The organism is Nostoc sp. FACHB-190 (assembly GCF_014696905.1).
Taxonomy (GTDB): domain Bacteria; phylum Cyanobacteriota; class Cyanobacteriia; order Cyanobacteriales; family Nostocaceae; genus Nostoc_B.
The window spans coordinates 1-17,839 of record NZ_JACJQW010000001.1 but is presented as its reverse complement, the minus strand read 5'-3'; the positions used below and the strand labels follow the sequence as shown (position 1 = coordinate 17,839).

General features: G+C 40.5%; 17 protein-coding genes and 1 tRNA gene. 3 read left to right on the top strand and 15 right to left on the bottom strand.

What is annotated here, in order from left to right:
- Position 1 precedes the first annotated feature (1 nt).
- The 10 genes from H6G28_RS00090 to trhO form a co-directional block, all read right to left on the bottom strand.
- Positions 2-904, bottom strand: a complete 903-nt coding sequence (locus tag H6G28_RS00090) for a DUF928 domain-containing protein (RefSeq protein WP_190667959.1) — start codon at positions 902-904, stop codon at positions 2-4.
- 31 nt (positions 905-935) lie between these two features.
- Positions 936-1,748, bottom strand: a complete 813-nt coding sequence (locus H6G28_RS00085) for a DUF928 domain-containing protein (RefSeq protein WP_190590501.1) — start codon at positions 1,746-1,748, stop codon at positions 936-938.
- 41 nt (positions 1,749-1,789) lie between these two features.
- Positions 1,790-2,512 (bottom strand): molybdopterin-dependent oxidoreductase, encoded by a 723-nt coding sequence (locus H6G28_RS00080; RefSeq protein ID WP_190667956.1) that lies wholly within the window; start codon positions 2,510-2,512, stop codon positions 1,790-1,792.
- 10 nt (positions 2,513-2,522) lie between these two features.
- Positions 2,523-3,131, bottom strand: coding sequence for a cytochrome b/b6 domain-containing protein (locus H6G28_RS00075; RefSeq protein WP_190667953.1), 609 nt, complete (start codon positions 3,129-3,131; stop codon positions 2,523-2,525).
- A 356-nt stretch (positions 3,132-3,487) separates the two neighbouring features.
- Positions 3,488-3,976: a DM13 domain-containing protein gene (locus H6G28_RS00070; RefSeq protein ID WP_190667950.1), complete on the bottom strand. Its 489-nt coding sequence runs from the start codon at positions 3,974-3,976 to the stop codon at positions 3,488-3,490.
- Between the two features lie 205 nt (positions 3,977-4,181).
- Positions 4,182-4,871, bottom strand: a complete 690-nt coding sequence (locus H6G28_RS00065; protein ID WP_190667947.1) for a cytochrome c biogenesis CcdA family protein — start codon at positions 4,869-4,871, stop codon at positions 4,182-4,184.
- Between the two features lie 6 nt (positions 4,872-4,877).
- A complete protein-coding gene (locus H6G28_RS00060) occupies positions 4,878-5,498 on the bottom strand; it encodes a thioredoxin family protein (protein ID WP_190667943.1) in 621 nt (206 codons plus the stop codon).
- A 338-nt stretch (positions 5,499-5,836) separates the two neighbouring features.
- Positions 5,837-6,148 (bottom strand): pentapeptide MXKDX repeat protein, encoded by a 312-nt coding sequence (locus H6G28_RS00055; RefSeq protein WP_242054422.1) that lies wholly within the window; start codon positions 6,146-6,148, stop codon positions 5,837-5,839.
- Positions 6,149-6,876: 728 nt separating this feature from the next.
- On the bottom strand, positions 6,877-7,068 hold the full coding sequence (locus tag H6G28_RS00050; RefSeq protein ID WP_062293044.1) for a hypothetical protein: 192 nt from the start codon (positions 7,066-7,068) through the stop codon (positions 6,877-6,879).
- A gap of 319 nt (positions 7,069-7,387) precedes the next feature.
- Entirely contained in the window at positions 7,388-8,296 is a 909-nt protein-coding gene (gene trhO, locus H6G28_RS00045) for an oxygen-dependent tRNA uridine(34) hydroxylase TrhO (protein WP_190667939.1), read from the bottom strand.
- A gap of 47 nt (positions 8,297-8,343) precedes the next feature.
- On the opposite strand from trhO, the gene H6G28_RS00040 reads away from it, so the two are divergent.
- Positions 8,344-8,416, top strand: a tRNA-Ala gene (locus H6G28_RS00040).
- A gap of 42 nt (positions 8,417-8,458) precedes the next feature.
- On the opposite strand, the gene H6G28_RS00035 is transcribed toward H6G28_RS00040, so the two are convergent.
- Positions 8,459-9,364: a S66 peptidase family protein gene (locus H6G28_RS00035; protein ID WP_190667937.1), complete on the bottom strand. Its 906-nt coding sequence runs from the start codon at positions 9,362-9,364 to the stop codon at positions 8,459-8,461.
- Positions 9,365-9,807: 443 nt separating this feature from the next.
- On the opposite strand from H6G28_RS00035, the gene H6G28_RS00030 reads away from it, so the two are divergent.
- Together H6G28_RS00030 and H6G28_RS00025 are read left to right on the top strand one after the other, a co-directional pair.
- Positions 9,808-11,214, top strand: a complete 1,407-nt coding sequence (locus H6G28_RS00030; protein ID WP_190667934.1) for an ATP-binding protein — start codon at positions 9,808-9,810, stop codon at positions 11,212-11,214.
- Between the two features lie 215 nt (positions 11,215-11,429).
- Positions 11,430-11,885 (top strand): DUF2141 domain-containing protein, encoded by a 456-nt coding sequence (locus H6G28_RS00025; protein WP_190590510.1) that lies wholly within the window; start codon positions 11,430-11,432, stop codon positions 11,883-11,885.
- On the opposite strand, the gene H6G28_RS00020 is transcribed toward H6G28_RS00025, so the two are convergent.
- The 4 genes from H6G28_RS00020 to H6G28_RS00005 all read right to left on the bottom strand — a co-directional run bounded on the left by H6G28_RS00020 (position 11,880) and on the right by H6G28_RS00005 (position 17,236).
- Positions 11,880-13,049, bottom strand: a complete 1,170-nt coding sequence (locus tag H6G28_RS00020) for a HEAT repeat domain-containing protein (RefSeq protein ID WP_190667931.1) — start codon at positions 13,047-13,049, stop codon at positions 11,880-11,882. The genes H6G28_RS00025 and H6G28_RS00020 overlap by 6 nt on opposite strands.
- Positions 13,050-13,185: 136 nt before the next feature.
- Positions 13,186-14,256 carry a DMT family transporter gene (locus H6G28_RS00015; RefSeq protein ID WP_190667928.1) on the bottom strand — a complete coding sequence of 357 codons (1,071 nt, stop codon included), beginning with the start codon at positions 14,254-14,256 and terminating at the stop codon, positions 13,186-13,188.
- Positions 14,257-14,664: 408 nt separating this feature from the next.
- Positions 14,665-16,224, bottom strand: coding sequence for a GMC oxidoreductase (locus H6G28_RS00010; RefSeq protein WP_190667926.1), 1,560 nt, complete (start codon positions 16,222-16,224; stop codon positions 14,665-14,667).
- 196 nt (positions 16,225-16,420) lie between these two features.
- Positions 16,421-17,236, bottom strand: coding sequence for an SDR family NAD(P)-dependent oxidoreductase (locus tag H6G28_RS00005; RefSeq protein ID WP_190667923.1), 816 nt, complete (start codon positions 17,234-17,236; stop codon positions 16,421-16,423).
- Positions 17,237-17,839 lie beyond the last annotated feature (603 nt).

Genomic DNA, 17,839 nt, shown 5'->3' with positions numbered 1-17,839 from the left:
CTTAAAATTTGTACTTGTTGTTAGGCTGTAATGCTGCTGGTGGAGAAATTAAAGGCTGCTGGACGATTTGTGGATTTAAGCTGATACCTGGTGTCGTTAACAATTCTTGCCAATCAGATGCTATTTCGGGATTTTTAGGAAACAAGTAACGTCTTTGTGCCACATTTGCAAGGGCATCATGCCAAATACCTGCGGCTGCATACAAAACTGCACGTTCTTGTCGGTTTGCTTGTTGTAATTTTTTGACTAGTTGCAAGTCTGGTAGGACACGTTGCACTACACCAGCTACAACCTTATTTTGAGATTTATCTGTAGGATTACATATTACAGAAAATGTCCATTTGTATTGTTTGTTAACTGCTAACGAATTAATAGGCAACCTTATGCTAATTATGCCAGCTCTGTTATTTGGTTTATATTTCTGTGTGTAAACCTCTTGCTCAGTTTCATTTTGAACAACTAACTCTAACTCTGGTGCAGAAGTTTGGGGAACGTAAAAAAACAAGCTTGGATTGGAAACTGTGGTTAATCCTAGTTGGGATTCAGGAATTAAAGCTGTAAAAGGTATTTTACCTTGTAAACACTGGTCTGTAACTGGTACTGGGTTAGTGTTCTGCGCTGGCGGAATTCTCCTTTCGATACCATTAGGATTACCTCTAACACGACCAGGAGGTGCTACTATTGGTGCTGGCTGTGTTTGAATATCTATATTTCCTGCATTCCCTTCATCTAGGGGTTCATAGGCCCTGGTTCCTGCTGGGATCAATCTCCGTGGACTACCAACCGGAGGAACAAAGATAATTTTTTCGCTTGCTAGTACGGTATTTACTGACAAAATGCCTGTCATACCAACTGTAGTGGCTAAGATTGTTGTCCCGATTTTTTGTAGTTTGAGGGAGATCATCTGTTTAATTTCTGCTATGGGGAAATATTTCTCAATTATTTAACAACAGTTTTGGAGTTTCTTTTGCAGGAATTAAAGGTTTCTGTACTAGTTGTTGATCAAACTCTACTCCTGGTGCTGTTAATAATGCTTCCCAATCCGCTTTGACTTTAAAATCATTTGGCCTTGAGGATCTCAATCTTGCTAAAGTATCAAGAGCGTCGTGCCAAATTCCAGCTTCTGCATAGAGTTGCACACGCTCTTGCAAAGTAGCTTGTGCTAGTTTTTTCATTAGCAAAGGGTTTTCAAAACGTTGGATAGTACCTTGGACAACTTTGCTTAAAGCCGGATTTTCGGGATTACAGATCACCGAGAAATTCCATATATACTTTTGGTTCAGGGCTAAAGTATTTGGTGGTAAATTAATTCCTACTATTCCAGATTTAGTATTGGTTTGATATTTCTGCTGGTAAACTGGTTGCTCATTGTCATTTTCGTTTTGAATCACTAATTCTAGATAAGCAGCAGTATTTTGCGGAATAAAGAAATATAACGTGGGATTGCCGATAGTTGTTAATGCTGTATCGTACTTAGGAATTAAGGCGGTGAGTTTTGGGTTGTTAGCGATGCAACTTCCTCCTCTGGTGGCTGCTGGGACTCGGCGATTTGGCTTGCCTAAAGATGGTGGTAGATTTAATCTCACACGAGCAGCAGACTGGACTGTTCTTTTAGGCTGTCCCAGATTATTTGGCAAAGTTTCTTTTTTTGGCTGGGCTATTGCAATATGAGTAGGAGAGAGAACAGTTAACCCAAAAGTTGCTGTAAGAAATATGAGCCAGATTTTTTGCAACATGGTAACAGGCATCAAAATATACTCCTACTATTGCGGATTTTGCATAAATTCAACTATATTCCCCCAAACCACTCATAACCTTCGTCAATCCAATATCCTTTTCTGCTGCTGAGAGTACTAGTTAATGTGACGCGAGTTACCCATTTAGATTGTTTGTAACCCAGTTTGATGGGAGAGGCTAGACGTAAGGGCGCACCGTTTTCTGGTGATAAGGATTGACCATTTTTTTGGTAAGCCAACAAGGTTTGAGGGTGTAGTGTAGAGGCTATATCCCAGCTTTCGTAGTAGGTATCAGCAGATTCAAAGTAGGCGTAACGCACTTGAGATTTTGGTTGGGCTAATTTGATTAAATCACTCAAGCGCACACCACCCCACTGAACGATCGCCGCCCAGCCTTCGACGCATATATGACGAATTACCATTGAGTTAAAGGGCAATTTTTGAATATCTGCCATACTCAATTGCAGTCGCTGATTAACTTCACCATCAATAATTAGGCGAAATTTGTCGGTGTCAATTTGAGGCGTACCATTAAAGCTATTGATTAACAGTGCGTTTGGTTCGATCGCACTAATGGGAAATTCTGGAACTGGTGTTTGGGGTTTGAGTAATAATTCCCCAACTTTCAGGTTCAGTGGTTCTGTTAATTTACCCACTGGTTCGGATAGTAAACTCGTACCACAACTACTGAGGAGTAAACCCATACTGGAAACTCCCGATAGTTGCAACAAGCGGCGGCGCGTCAATAGATGGCGCTGTGCTTTAAATTCTTCCATACCACCTCTTTTAAGTAAACATTGATTTAATCAGACGATAGCCCCCAACTTTTTGGGATAGCAGAAAATGACCAATGACAAAGATAATAACTATGGGTACGGTAATAAAGTGAATTACTCTTAAGGTTTGCCAACTGCCAAATAATCCAGATAACCAATGCAGTTGGGCTGGTTTGTACATTGCCACACCGGAGGCGATCGCTAGAATTAATACTGGTACAATTCCGGTATAAATTAACCGATGCCAAGCATAGTTTTTCCGTTTGGGATTCTGCCCTTTTTGTAAAACCTGTAAGTCACCTTGGGAAACAAACCGCTTTTCCCACCGCTTTGTTGAAAATATGTAAATGCCATAGACTAATAAGTTCAGCGAAAATATCCACATCGCTGCAAAGTGCCAATTGCGTCCCCCGCCTAACCATCCTCCCAGTAAGAATGTGCGGGGAAATGTCCATCCTCCCCTACCACCAAACACAGGGTTAGCATTGTAAATTTGCAAGCCACTGCCAATCATCAAGATTAAACTGATAATGTTGAGACCATGAAAGATTTTAGCCGCCAACTCTTGTTTCGGCCCCGCCGGAGGTTTGCTACGTTTACCAGCTTTTGAAGCAGCCATAGAAAATCCTAATTTTTGTATTCAAATCTAAAATGTTTCAGGTGTTCTACTGCCTTAGTTTTATTGTTGAAAAATTACTCACTAATACTTATATCAGGTTTATTTCGTCACTTTATGCGTTATTGAGATTAGTAATAAAATGATTACAAAACTATTTATAGCGTTTCTCGGTTGAGTGCAGTAAAAGTAGATGGAGAAGAGAGGCTAGAGGCTAGAGGCTAGAGGCTAGAGGCTAGAGGCTAGAGGCTAGAGGCTAGAGACTAGAGGCTAGGTAAATGTACCTCACTTGAATGAGAACCGCTATATCTATGCCCAATAAATATTAATGATTCAAGGATTAATTTGTCGGCAGATAATTACTTGAAGGCTGCATAACCAAAGGTGGCGTTAAAAGTCCGACACCAAATTACTGCACTGGCAAAATCCGCAACCTTGATATTCTCGGAGATGTCATAGCGTTGACTACCAGAGGTTTTTTGTAACCGCCCCAAACTGACGTACTCTTTTTCAGTGATGCCATAAATTTTGGGTTGCTGTTGGCGATGTAAAATTACTAACAAGTCTGGGCCGCTATCGGTTTTGAAGTTTTGGTCAAACTCCAAAAAGGTTTTACCATTCTCAGTAATGATACGGGCGTTACCTTGAGTTATATGTTCTCCTTTGACAAAGTTACCTGATTTGACAACTGTATTTGGGGTTGCATCTGTGGGAGTTGGGGTTTCTGTGGCTTTAACGCTTTCCACACTTGGGGTTGTAGAATTTTCTGTCGGTTTTGTCCCTACCTGTGCGGCACAACCCATAATCGCTACAGTTGCCAAACTCAAAATTAGTAATTGCCGGTGCATCGCGCCAAACCCTCCCAATTTTCATCGAAACATGAGCGCAGTCTGCAATTAATAGCTGCGCTCAATTTTTTGTATTTTGTCATGTAGCTATGATTGCAACTTACCATGAAGTTACTATTAACTACACTGAAAGTAGCTGTAAACCCTGAAAATTTAGCAAGTTTTTATAAACTGCCTCGAAAATTTTATTTGCTTGTTAGAGAATTTACAGTGGCAAGCTGGGAAACATGGGAGCTAACCACAGTTGAATCTGCACATCCCAACCCAAGAGAATAGCGATCGCAGATGCGGCTACTAAAACACCACCGACTCTATGTAACATTTCACTGCGCGATCGCAACCCTAGCAAATATTGGCTGGCATAACGCCCAGCATAAGCGATCACTAATAACGGTAACGCAGCCCCCACACCAAACGCCAATAAAAGTGCAAATGTCCCAAAAACTTCATGCTTGCTGGCTGCCAAAATTAAAATGCTCCCCAATACAGGCCCAGCACAAGGAGTCCACAATAAACCAAGCTGAGTGCCTAACCAAAACTCTCCTGCCAATCCTACCCCTGTGTTTCTTTTAATTCTGCCCAATTGCAAATAACTCAGCAGCAAATAACTCCACTTGGGAAAGATTGCTAACACACCCATGAACAATAAAATAAATATCCCCACATAGCGCAGAGTATTAGCCAACCCAGCTAACCAACTGCTGGCAATTCCTAGCAAACTCCCGGCTGTGGCAAATCCAGCCACTAAACCCGCTACTAAGGCTACAGGCCCATAACGGTGGGTAGAAAGCGATCGCCCCACTAACACAGGCAAAACCGGCAAAACGCAAGGTGACAGTACCGTTAACGCCCCCGCAAAAACTGCTAACCCGGCCGATAGGGAAGTGATTGCCATCTCGACCTATCCTAAAAGCTGACGGATCATTTGTTCTGTATCGGAATAAGCACCTTCACCGATGTGATCGTAACGAATCACGCCTTGGCGGTCTGCTAAAAACAAATGTGGCCAGTATTCGTTTTTATAAGCATTCCAAGTTTGAAATTCGTTGTCTATTGGCACTGCATAGTTAATTTTGTGCTTTTTCAAAGCTTGTTTGACGTTGTTGACCACTTTTTCATAAGCAAACTCTGGTGTGTGGACACCAACAACTTTCAAGCCTTTATCAGCATATTCTTGATGCCAACGGGTCACGTAAGGCAGGGTACGCTGACAGTTAATGCAAGCAAATGTCCAAAACTGCACTAACACCACGCTACCTTTAAGGTCAGCAGTAGTTAAGGGTGAGGAATTGAGCCACTGAGAAATGCCTTGGAATTCTGGCAGCCTTTGGGCATTAGGAGGTAAGGCGGCGGTAGTATTTTGGGCTGGAGTACTAGAGTTAGCAGACGGAGCAACGGTTTTAGGTGTAGAAATAACGCTTTTCTCAGAACATCCAGATGCGATCGCCACTCCACCTGCTCCTATCGCTCCTAACCCCAGATAGGTAAGCAGTCGGCGACGCTTGATGAAATGTCTATCCATAAAGCAATCCTTGTAGTTATGAAGATATAGTTGAATACTTTTTGGTCTCGGATAATTACGGAGATACCGAAACAACTTTTCGGAGAAAAGGGTGCGTTATCTACGCACCCATAAATAGATTAATTGCTTTGGTAATTTTTACCTGTGTTGACAAAGTTTTCCAACTTTAAAATTCAACGTATAAAAAATCACCTACTTTACATCAACGATTTTCCAGAACGGTTACAAAAAGTTTTTCAGCAATGCTTGTATGCACAAGTGGCTTCAGGATACAAACTTCTTAATTTAAAGATGTAAAAACTGTTGTTTTAGTCAATGTATCCTCACCGACGCAAACATTAGGGTGTGCTGGTTGGTGCTGGTTTAGCTCCATCTTCTTTCTTCATAGCGTCACCATCTTTCTTCATAGCGTCGCCGTCTTTCTTCATAGCGTCGCCGTCTTTCTTCATAGCGTCACCATCTTTCTTCATAGCGTCGCCGTCTTTCTTCATAGCGCCGCCTTCGTTCTTCATAGCGTCGCCACCAGTATTAGAAGCAGGAGCAGCCGTAGGTGAACCTGAACCACCTGTATCACTAGCGCCAGAGCAAGCAACTAAGCTACCAACCAATGCAAGACTCGCAATCACACCAACAAATTTTAACTTCATCATCTTTTGGAACCCCTTAAAAGTCTTACTAAAGAAATAGACAAGGATCATCCTGTATAATCATACGGATGGAGACAGATTTTGATAATAAATTAACTTTTTTTTTTAATTACTTTGCAAAAATTAATTTTACTTAACTATCTGACTTCATCTTTTGATTGAGAATTGTCTATTGATTAGTACACTAATATCGTCGGGGATTACGCAAAAAGTCAAGACTTCCAGATATATTGTATGATTTACGCTCCAAGTTTTGGCTGTTGAGAATGGGCGTAAGGGTGCAAGGGTGAAGGGGTTTAAGGGTTTTGAATACTACACCGTTCGACTGATGCTCACAGCAAAGCATTTTTACCCTTCTCTACACCCTGTCCTAAAAACTTAGTTTACGCGATGTGCGACTTATTCTTGAAACCCCTCTCCAAACCTCTCCCCGAAACGGAGAGAGGCTTTGAATCTTGTTCCCCTTCCCTGGTAGGGAAGGGGTTGGGGGTTAGGTTTGAGAGAAAGTCGCACACGGCGTTAGTTTTTCAGTACTCATACTAAGTTGCGTTCAGAAATAGTACTCCTACTCCCTACTCCCTACTCCCTACTCCCTACTCCCAGCCCAAATTACTATCTTTGATTGCAACTTGGTATCAGCAATCTTCCTTCAATCGGGTTTTTGGGAACTACTGCACTCATAGTATCGTCACAGCTACCAACAAAAACCCGATTTTTGGGGTTAAGGGAATTTATAAATCGGTTTTGATTTTGATTTTACCAACGGCTCTACCAACTTTCTCCCATGTTCTCGCTGTTTCTACGTCTTGCCAATTAGTTCTCAAATGTTCGGCTTTCTCGTAACAGACCTGCGAAAGTATACTAAGCACACCAGATAAACTCATATTCTCAATCATTATCTCTATGTCGCTTTTGTCGTACATTTTTACAACTCCGAAGCAAAAATTTTTGAAACAGCTTTGATATAAGTAATCATCTACCAAATTTGGTAGTGATAATACTTGGAATTGCACTATCTCGTCATGCGGCAATGGGATGAATTAAAAATTACACGGGGTATAGGCAAGATATACCTCTGATGGATGGGTGAGTGCTGAGTGCTGAGTGCTGAGTGCTGAGTTCTGAGTAGAAACTTAGTATGCTCAGGTGTTTCAAGAATAAATAACCTCTGCTTCGACTGCGCTCAGTAAACAGGGTGTAGATATCCACAACCCTTACACCCCTAAACTCTTACACCCGACTTCAACAAACATCATCCTTAGCTTGCAGAAGTTGATACTGTCGCCATTTTTCTTGTTGACGGACTCGTTTTTCTTCCGTGAGTTGCTCAAAACAGTAGGGACAAGAAATACCCTCTTCATACTGAGGCGAGGCTTTATCTTTGTCAGAAATTGGATGTCCACAACAAAAGCACAATTCATGGCTACCAATTTCTAAACCATGACTCACAGCTACCCGCTCATCAAAGACAAAGCATTCGCCTTCCCATAAGCTTTCGGTGGCGGGAATTTCTTCTAAGTATTTTAAAATGCCGCCTTTGAGGTGATAAACTTCGCTAAATCCTTGAGCCAGCATAAAAGACGAAGCTTTTTCGCAGCGAATCCCCCCCGTACAAAACAAAGCTACTTTTTTGTGTTGATTTGGGTCGAGGTGATGCTGGACATATTCTGGGAACTCTCGAAAAGATTGTGTGTGGGGGTTCTCCGCGCCTTGAAAAGTTCCAATTCTGACTTCATACTCGTTGCGCGTATCAATTACTGTCACTTCTGGGTCAGAAATTAATTCATTCCATTCGGCTGGAGTGACGTAAATACCTACTTGTTGATTGGGGTCAACTTCTGGCAAACCTAAAGTGACAATTTCCGACTTTAAACGCACCTTCATTCGTTCAAAAGGTGGGTTTTGAGCGTAAGATTCTTTGTATTCTAAATCTGCTAAACGGCGATCGCTACCTAGATAGGCAAAAACAGCATCAATTCCTTGACGCGAACCCGCAATTGTGCCGTTGATACCTTCTGCTGCTAACAAAATTGTCCCTTTAATACCTTGTGCTGAACAGAAAGACAGTAAGGGTTCTTGTTTCTCGGCAAAGTCAGGCAAACTGACAAATTTATAAAATGCTGCAACAATTTGGGTATTTTCTTGGTTCATCCCTTTGGAAATGGAACAATCTTCAGGTACAATATTTTTAATTGTACGGGGGTTTAGCTCAGTTGGTAGAGCGCCTGCTTTGCAAGCAGGATGTCAGCGGTTCGAGTCCGCTAACCTCCATTTTTAATCATGGGTGTGAGGGTTTAGGGTTTTGAATACCTACTATCTACTCCCTACAACATCCAATATTCCTTGATCGCCGTCTAATATGACTTCTACACCCACTGGTAAAGCGGCATTTTCTTCGCCGTGACCAAAGGGTAAATCTGAGATAATGGGAATGCCTAAATCACCCAAGCGATCGCGCAATACTTCTTCCACACTAAAGCTAGGGACATTGGCGGGAGGTTCGCAGCGAGTGAAGCCGCCTAGAACTATTCCCCGCACTTTAGATAAAACTCCACTCAATCGCCACTGGGTTAGCATCCGGTCAATTCGATATGGTGCTTCGGTGACATCTTCAAAAGCCAAAATCACATCTGTAAAATCAGGTTGCAGTGGTGTACCTAAAAGATGAGTTGCAACTGTCAAATTACCCGGAAGCAAAATTCCCGATACCACACCACCACCCCAACCACAGCCTTTAAGTGAGTTTATCTGTTTTCTGGCTACCCAATTTAATAGTCGTTCTCTTGACCAATCTGGTTCATTAGCAAATGTGGTCAATACAGGCGCATGAACGCTAGAAATTCCGACATTAAACAAACTCCACAACAAAGCCGTAATATCCGAAAATCCAATTAACCATTTTGGCGTTGTTGAGTGACTCTGCCAATCCCAACTTTCTAAAATACGGGTGCTACCAAAACCACCTCTAGCGCAGAGAATCCCACGACAATCAGGATCACACCAAGCTGCGGCTAGTTGATGACGGCGGATTTCATCTTTATCGGCGAGATAGCCCCAACTTTGCTCAATATTCGGACTAATTTCCACACGATAACCGTGCGATCGCCAAATTTCTATACTCTGATTAAAAGCATCAAATTCTCGCAAAGCACCACTTGGCGCAATTACACGCAATAAGTCTCCAGGTTTTAAGGGTGCAGGTACAATTGCTGATTTCATCAATAGATTTTTCAGTAGTGATAATTCAATAATTCACAAGACTCCAACTATATACTTTAGTCTTGACAATGTACACTCATATAGGAATCCGGTTTGATTTCTGAATTTATTTGTGTAGGTAGGGAATAGGGAATGGGGAGTCGGGAGTAGGAAAGAAGCCTGATCTGAGTGTACTGATTTTTTTCATAAATCAAATATGAGTCCCATAGCATTTCACGACAAAAACAGAGTCATGAGAGAAATGATAAATTCAGATTGATTTTGTCTGTCAGAGCGATCGCCCTGTAAAACTAGGTAAATTAACAGAATTTTAAATCTTAATTTATTATCGGAATTTGGGAAAACTAAATACGGCAATACTGGCTTTTTTCGTACCTGAATTTGTAACCATAGTTCAGGGCGAAGCTGGGAAATATCACCCAAAAATGCAAAGGATTGATTTTATGCTTGCTATACATAGCATGACAAATACTCATGAGCTTAATCTGCGATTAGAGTCAACTTTGCAAGAATTACCAATGTGGCAAATTCAGGTTGAATTAGATTGTCCTGGAGATGAGCTAATTAGACTTTTTAGTCAAGAACCTTTACTTCCAGGGATTATTTTGACTAAAAACCAAAGTTTTCGAGGCATGATTTCGCGGCAAAAGTTTTTTGAGAATATGAGCCGTCCCTATAGTTTTGGATTATTTTCGCGCCGACCAATTGAAAATTTATATAACTTTCTTCAGCCAGATTTATTAATGATTCCTGGAGAAACGACAGTTGTAGAAGCGACTCAGAAAGCATTACAAAGATCCTTACACATTGCTTATGAACCAATTCTAGTAGCAGCTACATCAGAAAAGTATGGTCTTATTGATTTTCATCAATTACTTTTAGCCTATTCTCAAATTTATGCCTTAACTTTAACTCATCTCCAGTTTGCGGAGGAACAATCACAACTTGCTAAAGCTGGTTTTCAAGATTTGCAAAATAACTATACTCGTTTATTGCAAAATGAAAAAATGGCAGCATTAGGACAATTAGTAGCTGGTATCGCTCACGAAATTAACAATCCTATCAACTTTATTGCAGGCAATCTTGTTCATGCTGTTGGTTATACTCAAGATTTACTGGAACTAATTTGTTTGTATCAACAAAAGTATCCAGAGCCAGCCAAAAAAATTAAACATAAGATTTCCGATATAGATTTAGAGTATATTGCATCTGATTTTCCAAATTTGTTGGTATCAATGAAATTAGGTTGCGATCGCATTCGGCAAATTGTCCAATCTTTACGCAATTTTTCTCGCCTTGATGAAGCTGAGAAAAAAATAGTTGATATTCATGAAGGGATTGATAGTACACTGTTAATTTTATCTAGTCGCCTCAAAGAAGAAATCAATGGTAAACAAATTAGCATTATCAAAGAGTATGGTCAAATTCCACCCATAGAGTGTTACGCTGGACTACTCAATCAGGTTTTTATGAATATTTTGTCTAATGCTATTGATGCAATACAAGAGGCAATTGTCAAAAATTCAGAATTAAATGCTCACAATTCTAGCTTATTAAACAAACCAGCTATTTGGATTCGTACAGAATTGACTGATGATCATCAAGTCAACATTCGGATAATTGATAATGGTACAGGGATTCCTGAAGAAATCCAAAAACATTTATTCGACCCATTTTTTACGACTAAACCAGTTGGTAAAGGTACAGGGTTAGGATTATCGATTAGCTACCAAATTGTTGTGGAAAAGCATGGTGGACAATTACAGTGTTTATCTACAATAGGCAAAGGAACTGAATTTATCATTCAAATCCCTGTACGATTGTCATCAGATGTGAAACATAACATATAGGAATCGTATTTTGATTTGGGAAAAAAACTCAGTACACTCAGATCAGGCTTATTTCCTACTCCCAACTCCCTATTCCCTATTCCCTACCTACACAAGTAAATTCAGAAATCAAACCGGATTCCTATACATACTTGCCAATCTTAATCAAATCATGGCAGTATAACTCTGCACGTACTCATCACAGTAGTAATATTTGTTCTTTTGAAAGAAATTTTATGAGCAAAAAATTGAAAGTTAGCCTCGTCGTGCTTGCAGCTTTGGGAAATTTGGCTTTGCCATTGATGGCTAGGGCTAGTTTTAACGGGAATCTCACTGTAGAAATTGATGGCTTAAAAAATACAGAGGGGCAAGTTTGCGCCAGTATATTTGCCAGTAGTCAAGGATTTCCGAGCGATCGCGATCGCGTTTTAGAAAGACAATGTACTAAAATCACAGAAAAATCTGTCACCATCACTTTTAGCAACTTAAAAGCAGGTAACTATGCCGTCGCTGTGATGCACGATGAAAATAACGATTTTACTGTAAATCGCAGTGACATAGGTTTTCCCCTGGAAGGTTTTGGATTTTCGCAAAACCCAGAAATTCGTAATCGAGCGCCCAAATTTGATGAAGCGGCGGTTCTAGTTGCAGGTGCGAATACAGATATCAAAATTTATCTGAAATATTTATAAGCCTGATTTCCCAGAATCTTTTGGAACATCTTCTGGTAGATTTGGTTGAACCGCCAAGCCACGCATTCGCTTCATCTGAGTTAACGCATACTTTGCGGTTGCTTGTACTTCTGCATCTGGATCTTCGAGAGCGTGGCTTAATATCTGACTCATTTGCGCCATCGTATCGTAGACACGGGTTAAGTCACGGATGGCGTTTTGTCTTACTTGGGGACTGTCATCTTGCAAAGAGACAGCCAAAGCCCGGTTAATTGGTTTAAGAACACGGGTGCTAATTTCGGACAACGCCGCCAAAATTAAGCTGCGTTGCTGAGAGTCAGCATCAATCATTAAGTCTACTAAAGGTTGAATAGCGCGAGAATCTCCTTGCTGTCCTAAGTCCCAAATCGCTTTGCGCCGCTTGGTTGGGTCGCTGCTGTGTAAATCTTTAATTAATTCATCAACAATATTGAGCTTGGCTAAACGAGAAGTTTTTTCGACTGGGATAATTTTTGCTGGTACTGCTGATGTCGTTTCTGGTGCGGTGGTTTCTGGAGTAGTTGTTGAGCTTTCCAATTCTGGCGGTGGTTCAGGAACTGACTCTTCATCTGCTGGACTCAAGGCGGGTAGTGGAGAGTCTTCTGGTAGTTGAGCTTGCTTGGACTGACGCAACCTTTTTAAGAAAAACAGCAGTAACCCAAGACTGCCAAAAATTCCCACTCCGAGCAATGACCACCAAATAAAATCTTTTTTCTTGGACTTGGCTGGAGGCTTAGATTGAGTATCTGGGGCGGGTGATGCCACAATTGGCGAAGTGGGAAACGGATTTTGTGAAACAGTGGCAGATTTCAGACTCATCTGAGTTGTTTGGTCAGCAACGCCATCTGTTCTTTTTAAAACCTTGGTTTTTTGAAATTGAGATACAGCCAGTTGGGTACTAGAACCGTAAGCTCCATCTATCGCCCCTTTGTAAAGCCCTAAACCTTGCAATTGAGATTGTAATTTTTGTACTTCCAGCCCCTGACTACCCAGTGTCAAAACCGCCTGCTTGGTAGGCTGGGGGGAATTGAATTGGGCAATTTTTGGGTATGTAGGGTTAGATGTGGCTGTACTTGGACGGTTGGGGTAAAAACCCAGACTAGTCAACCAGATGAATACCAGGATAGAGGAAGGACATCGCCTCATATTGCAAGCTTTAGCCTGAAGGTAATTTTGAAATTATCCATACCACAATAGCCTCTATTATGTCTAAATGTTAAGTATGGTTAACAGACTTTTGTGATTATTTATTCTTCCCCAGTACTTGAGCTATGTAAACAAATTAGGGTAAAGTTTCCGCTTCAGGTTCTCTCACCTTGAGAGAAACGGAATTGAGCTTTTTTGATGATACTTCTAAAACTTGTGGCTGTTGTGTCGTAGTTGTTTCGGTGACCTTGAGAGTTTGCTTTTGTCCGGCTAGGTTATCTCGCTGATTAATTAGGTAGATGCTGATTAATGTTAGCGCAACGCCTATCCATTGCAACGGACTGAGAATTTCAGAGAGGAAGAGATTACCAAATAGTAGGGCAAAGACTGGTGTGAGAAACGTCAGGGAGCTGAGGCTAGTTAAACTACCACTAGAAGCAAAATAAAAGAATAAAGCATAAGCGATCGCACTACCAAATACTGTGGCATATCCCAACGCCAGCCAATCGGGTGTGACAATATTCTGCCATTGCTGAGATTCTGTTACAGCCGACACTCCCCACAATGGCAAACCACCAATAATCATGTGCCAGCCAGTAGCACTTACCGGGTCAGCATAACGTGTCACAAATCTAATTAATACTGTCCCAATAGCCATCGACAGCGCCGCTAACAGCATTAACCATTCACCACTAGCAAATAAATCTTGCCAATTACCAATGGTGATATTTCCTTGCGTACCCAGCAAATGAAAAATCCACTCATCCGGTAAGCCAATTAAGCTAATACCTGTGACTCCTAAACCCAGTCCTAACCATCCCCAAAAACCAATATGTTCTTGAAATAGCCACAGCGATAATAAAGCCACTGCTAAAGGTTGGGAATCAATCATCACCGATCCTAACCCGGCACTGGTTCGCACCAAACCCTCTGCTAAAAAGCCTTGGAATAACGTCCCATCAACCAACCCAAATAAAGAAATCCATAACCAGGCTTTCCAACCCTGTGGCTGGGGTCTACCCATCAGTGCGGCTGCGACCAAAATTAACACTCCGGCTGGTAACAAGCGCACACCCGCCATGAATAGTGGTGTGGTGTGGGGAATAACACCTTTCATAGCGACCATTGCTGTTCCCCAGAGGAAAAACGGCGCAATTAACAACAGAGGTGCGAAGGGTAGACGAGATGCACTGAGTTTCAGTTGCATGGATTTGCTGAGACCTTTAGTTCAGATGAGCAGAGATGGCTTTAACCAATTCTACCCAATTGTGTCTTTTTGTGAAGGAAATAATACTTAGGTTTGGTGAGTTGGGAGTTGGGAGTGGGGAGTAGCTGACAGGTGTAGGTTTTTTACGTTATGTTCCAAAAACCTTGATTTAGGGTGTATGGGTGTAGGGGTGTGAGGGGGATAGAACTCTGATTAAATCGTGATTTTTAGAGTCGCTACTCATCACTTTGTTAAAAACCTACACTTGTGAGGTGAGGAGTAGGGAGTAATGAGTGATGAGTTGAGTAATGATTACCTATTCTGTATGGAGATGCGTTGAATGATGTAACGAACCGCTAAGGACGCAAAGTACACAAAGAAACTTAATGAGTAATGAGTATTTACTCCCTACTCCCTACTCCCTACTCCCTTACTTCTTCCTAATAAATGTTCGCCTACGCGCAAAGCATTAGCCATAATTGTGAGAGATGGGTTAACAGCAGCACTAGAAGGAAAAAAGCTGCCATCAACAACATAGAGATTATCAATATCGTGGGTACGGCAATTAATATCTAAGACAGAGGTTTGGGGATTTTCACCAAAACGACAAGTACCGCATTGATGACCGACAGCATCTAAGCTGAGATGTTGAGTGATGTGTAATGAAAAATGCTGACTTTCTGTAGCTTGGTCAAGGGATTTTAAAGTTTTAATCCAGCGTTGAATTAAGCGATTAAAAGCTATTTGATTGTTATTTTGATAGTTAATCACAATTTTATCGCCTTGCACAGATATCCGATTATTTGCATCAGGTAAATCTTCATTCATTACCCACCAAGCTAGAGAATGATTCGCTATTTTTTCGGCAACAATATTGGGCATTAATGGCGGCCCATAGGCAATAATTCTATCTTTATGGATATTACCCAGTGATTGGATGCTACCCATTGGATAGGGAAAATCATGTTCGCCCCAATAAAAATCAGTTATTGCTAAAGTTTTAGGGAAAATTGTTTGGTTTGGTTTTGTGCTTAAAGTCATAACGACTGCACAATTATGTACCATATAATTTCGCCCTACAAGTTGTGAACTATTAGCTAAACCTTGGGGGTGTTTATCGTTAGCAGATTTGAGTAATAATGCGGCAGAATTAATTGCACCTCCAGCCACAATCACAATATTGCCAGAAAAGATTTGCGGCTGTCCTTGAATTTCTGCTTCTACTTTTGTGACTTCTTGTCCTGATGCGCTAGTGTGTAAGCGAACAACTTTGGCTTGAGTAATTAGTTTGACATTATTATAGGCGATCGCTGGACGCATCCCATTAACTTCCGCATCACCTTTAGCATGAACCATGCAGGGAAAACCATCACAAGTATCACAACGAATGCAAGCACTTAAATGACGGTTGACTTCGTTGAGTTTAATGGCGAGAGGTAAATAAAATGGATGTAAACCTTGATTTTTTAGTCCTAAATATAGTTCTTGAACATAAGGTTCATGACTAATAGCAGGAAAGGGATAATCACAATTGGTTGCTGGTTCTGTCGGGTCTAAACCGCGATTTCCATGTACTTCGTAAAGTTTTTCTGCTTGGTCGTAATAAGGGGCAAAGTCTTTATATCTTAATGGCCATGCAGGGGAAATTCCGCCTTGATGAATTACTTCTTCAAAGTCTCGTTCGCGTAATCTAAACAACGCACCGCCATAAAATTTTGTATTACCACCTACATAATAATGTGCGGCTGGATTGATTGGTTTATTTTCTTGGTCATACCAAATATCGTTAGTACGGTAGTAGCTTTTTTGCAATACTTGTTTTGTGTCCCAGTTATTCTTTTCTCTAGGTAAGAAAGTACCTTGTTCTAAAACTAAAATTTTCTTACCGCTAGGGGCTAACTTGTATGCTAAAGTTCCACCACCAGCCCCAGTACCGATGATGATAAAATCATAATGATTATGCGACATTGATATCTAAACCTGTTAATTAAATAAGAATGGAGAAATCAGAATTTAAGAACGATGCCCTGAGCTTGCCGAAGGGTAAGAATCGTCACTAATTCAAGACCACTAAATTAGTAATTTAGTATTATATTTTTTGCCGTTTATTCATCTGTGAGTTAAATAAAATTCAATTCTGAATTCTGACTCCTGAATGCTTTTATCAACTTCGCATTTGCTTTTCAGCACAATTTTTGTTGAGTTTAGTGACACCTATCCACTTAAAAATTAAGTCACCGAATTTGGGAAAAAGCTGGAAATTAGAAAATAAAAGTTTGGAAACAAACCCATCTAAAATGACTTCGGCTTGATTTTGCTTGATGGCGTTTAAAATTGCGATCGCAACTTCTTGTGGTGGTGCAACACGCGCTAAACTAGGCGCAGGTACTCCCAAAGCTGAAAACATCCCCGTTTCCGTATATCCAGGACAAACTACCGACACACCAACATTTGTCTCAGCTAACTCTTGGCGTAAAGCATCAGTCCACATAATCAAACCTGCTTTACTAGCTGAATAAATACTGTTGTATGGCATTCCTTTTTTACCAGAACCAGATGCAATATTTACAATATGACCACTATTTCGCGCTAACATACTTGGTAAAATCAAGCGTGTTAATTCCATACCCGCAACTAAATTTGTGGTCAAAGTAGACTGAATATCTTGGAGAGTATAGTCCTGGAATGGTCGATATTTTTCAACAGCAGCGTTATTAATTAAAATATCAATTTGACCTGCGACTTGATTAATTTGATGTAATAAAATTGGTAATTCTGTTACTTGGCTAATATCAAATTCAATGCCAATTCCTCTACCACCCAAAGCCGCTATTTCTGTACAGATTTCATCCAACTTTGCTTGGGAACGAGAAACAGCAATGATGGTCGCTTTCTCTTTTACTAAAGCACGCGCAATAAATGAACCAATACCACCCGATGCTCCGGTTAAAAGTACTGTTTTACCCGCTATTGATGTCATATCAATTCTGATAAATAAGGTGAATTGTTAAAGTTGTTTGTTGCTAATGAGACGTAGTAGATATTTGACCTTGACAACAATTTGGCAACCTGCTATTGCTTTTTGCAAGCTGATAATTTAAGACTCAATTTTGTTTTATAGAACACTTTTTTCGATGATTAATAATGCTGAAATACTAGTTTTTCAGGTTTTAAATGTAGCGTAACCCCTGTTGAATTTTAACTTGAAATGACTTTATACAGGAGATTAATTTTTAATTTACTATATTTTAAAAATTGCGATCGCAATTTTTATTTTTTCTTTAGAAAATAATTGTGTTGACATACAGCGTTTTTTGGTTGAGTGCAGTATAAGTTGATAGAGACTACTAGAGGCTAGATGAATTTATACCAATTTAAGGAAAGAATGCGACAGATAGAAATCAGGAAAGTCTTACTGGAGCTAGATTTCTTAATTGCGAGTTGCGAATTGCGAATTGGTCTTACCTCATCAATACCTCTGCCAATTTACGAGGGTTCAACGCTTGTAGAAACGTTATGAATGCGTCCTAAAGCAGTAAGCTTGGCAAAAATCTGGGTTAATAAAATAGGCTCAGGGATTTCT

What these genes read in the sequence shown, in the direction of transcription:
- H6G28_RS00080 (WP_190667956.1), bottom strand. Translation starts at nt 2,512, where the DNA reads ATGGAAGAATTTAAAGCACAGCGCCATCTATTGACGCGCCGCCGCTTG.
- H6G28_RS00020 (WP_190667931.1), bottom strand. Translation starts at nt 13,049, where the DNA reads ATGAGGCGATGTCCTTCCTCTATCCTGGTATTCATCTGGTTGACTAGT.
- H6G28_RS00055 (WP_242054422.1), bottom strand. Translation starts at nt 6,148, where the DNA reads ATGATGAAGTTAAAATTTGTTGGTGTGATTGCGAGTCTTGCATTGGTT.
- H6G28_RS00015 (WP_190667928.1), bottom strand. Translation starts at nt 14,256, where the DNA reads ATGCAACTGAAACTCAGTGCATCTCGTCTACCCTTCGCACCTCTGTTG.
- H6G28_RS00050 (WP_062293044.1), bottom strand. Translation starts at nt 7,068, where the DNA reads ATGTACGACAAAAGCGACATAGAGATAATGATTGAGAATATGAGTTTA.
- H6G28_RS00090 (WP_190667959.1), bottom strand. Translation starts at nt 904, where the DNA reads ATGATCTCCCTCAAACTACAAAAAATCGGGACAACAATCTTAGCCACT.
- H6G28_RS00030 (WP_190667934.1), top strand. Translation starts at nt 9,808, where the DNA reads ATGCTTGCTATACATAGCATGACAAATACTCATGAGCTTAATCTGCGA.
- H6G28_RS00025 (WP_190590510.1), top strand. Translation starts at nt 11,430, where the DNA reads ATGAGCAAAAAATTGAAAGTTAGCCTCGTCGTGCTTGCAGCTTTGGGA.
- H6G28_RS00060 (WP_190667943.1), bottom strand. Translation starts at nt 5,498, where the DNA reads ATGGATAGACATTTCATCAAGCGTCGCCGACTGCTTACCTATCTGGGG.
- H6G28_RS00010 (WP_190667926.1), bottom strand. Translation starts at nt 16,224, where the DNA reads ATGTCGCATAATCATTATGATTTTATCATCATCGGTACTGGGGCTGGT.
- H6G28_RS00070 (WP_190667950.1), bottom strand. Translation starts at nt 3,976, where the DNA reads ATGCACCGGCAATTACTAATTTTGAGTTTGGCAACTGTAGCGATTATG.
- H6G28_RS00005 (WP_190667923.1), bottom strand. Translation starts at nt 17,236, where the DNA reads ATGACATCAATAGCGGGTAAAACAGTACTTTTAACCGGAGCATCGGGT.
- H6G28_RS00085 (WP_190590501.1), bottom strand. Translation starts at nt 1,748, where the DNA reads ATGCCTGTTACCATGTTGCAAAAAATCTGGCTCATATTTCTTACAGCA.
- H6G28_RS00035 (WP_190667937.1), bottom strand. Translation starts at nt 9,364, where the DNA reads ATGAAATCAGCAATTGTACCTGCACCCTTAAAACCTGGAGACTTATTG.
- trhO (WP_190667939.1), bottom strand. Translation starts at nt 8,296, where the DNA reads ATGAACCAAGAAAATACCCAAATTGTTGCAGCATTTTATAAATTTGTC.
- H6G28_RS00075 (WP_190667953.1), bottom strand. Translation starts at nt 3,131, where the DNA reads ATGGCTGCTTCAAAAGCTGGTAAACGTAGCAAACCTCCGGCGGGGCCG.
- H6G28_RS00065 (WP_190667947.1), bottom strand. Translation starts at nt 4,871, where the DNA reads ATGGCAATCACTTCCCTATCGGCCGGGTTAGCAGTTTTTGCGGGGGCG.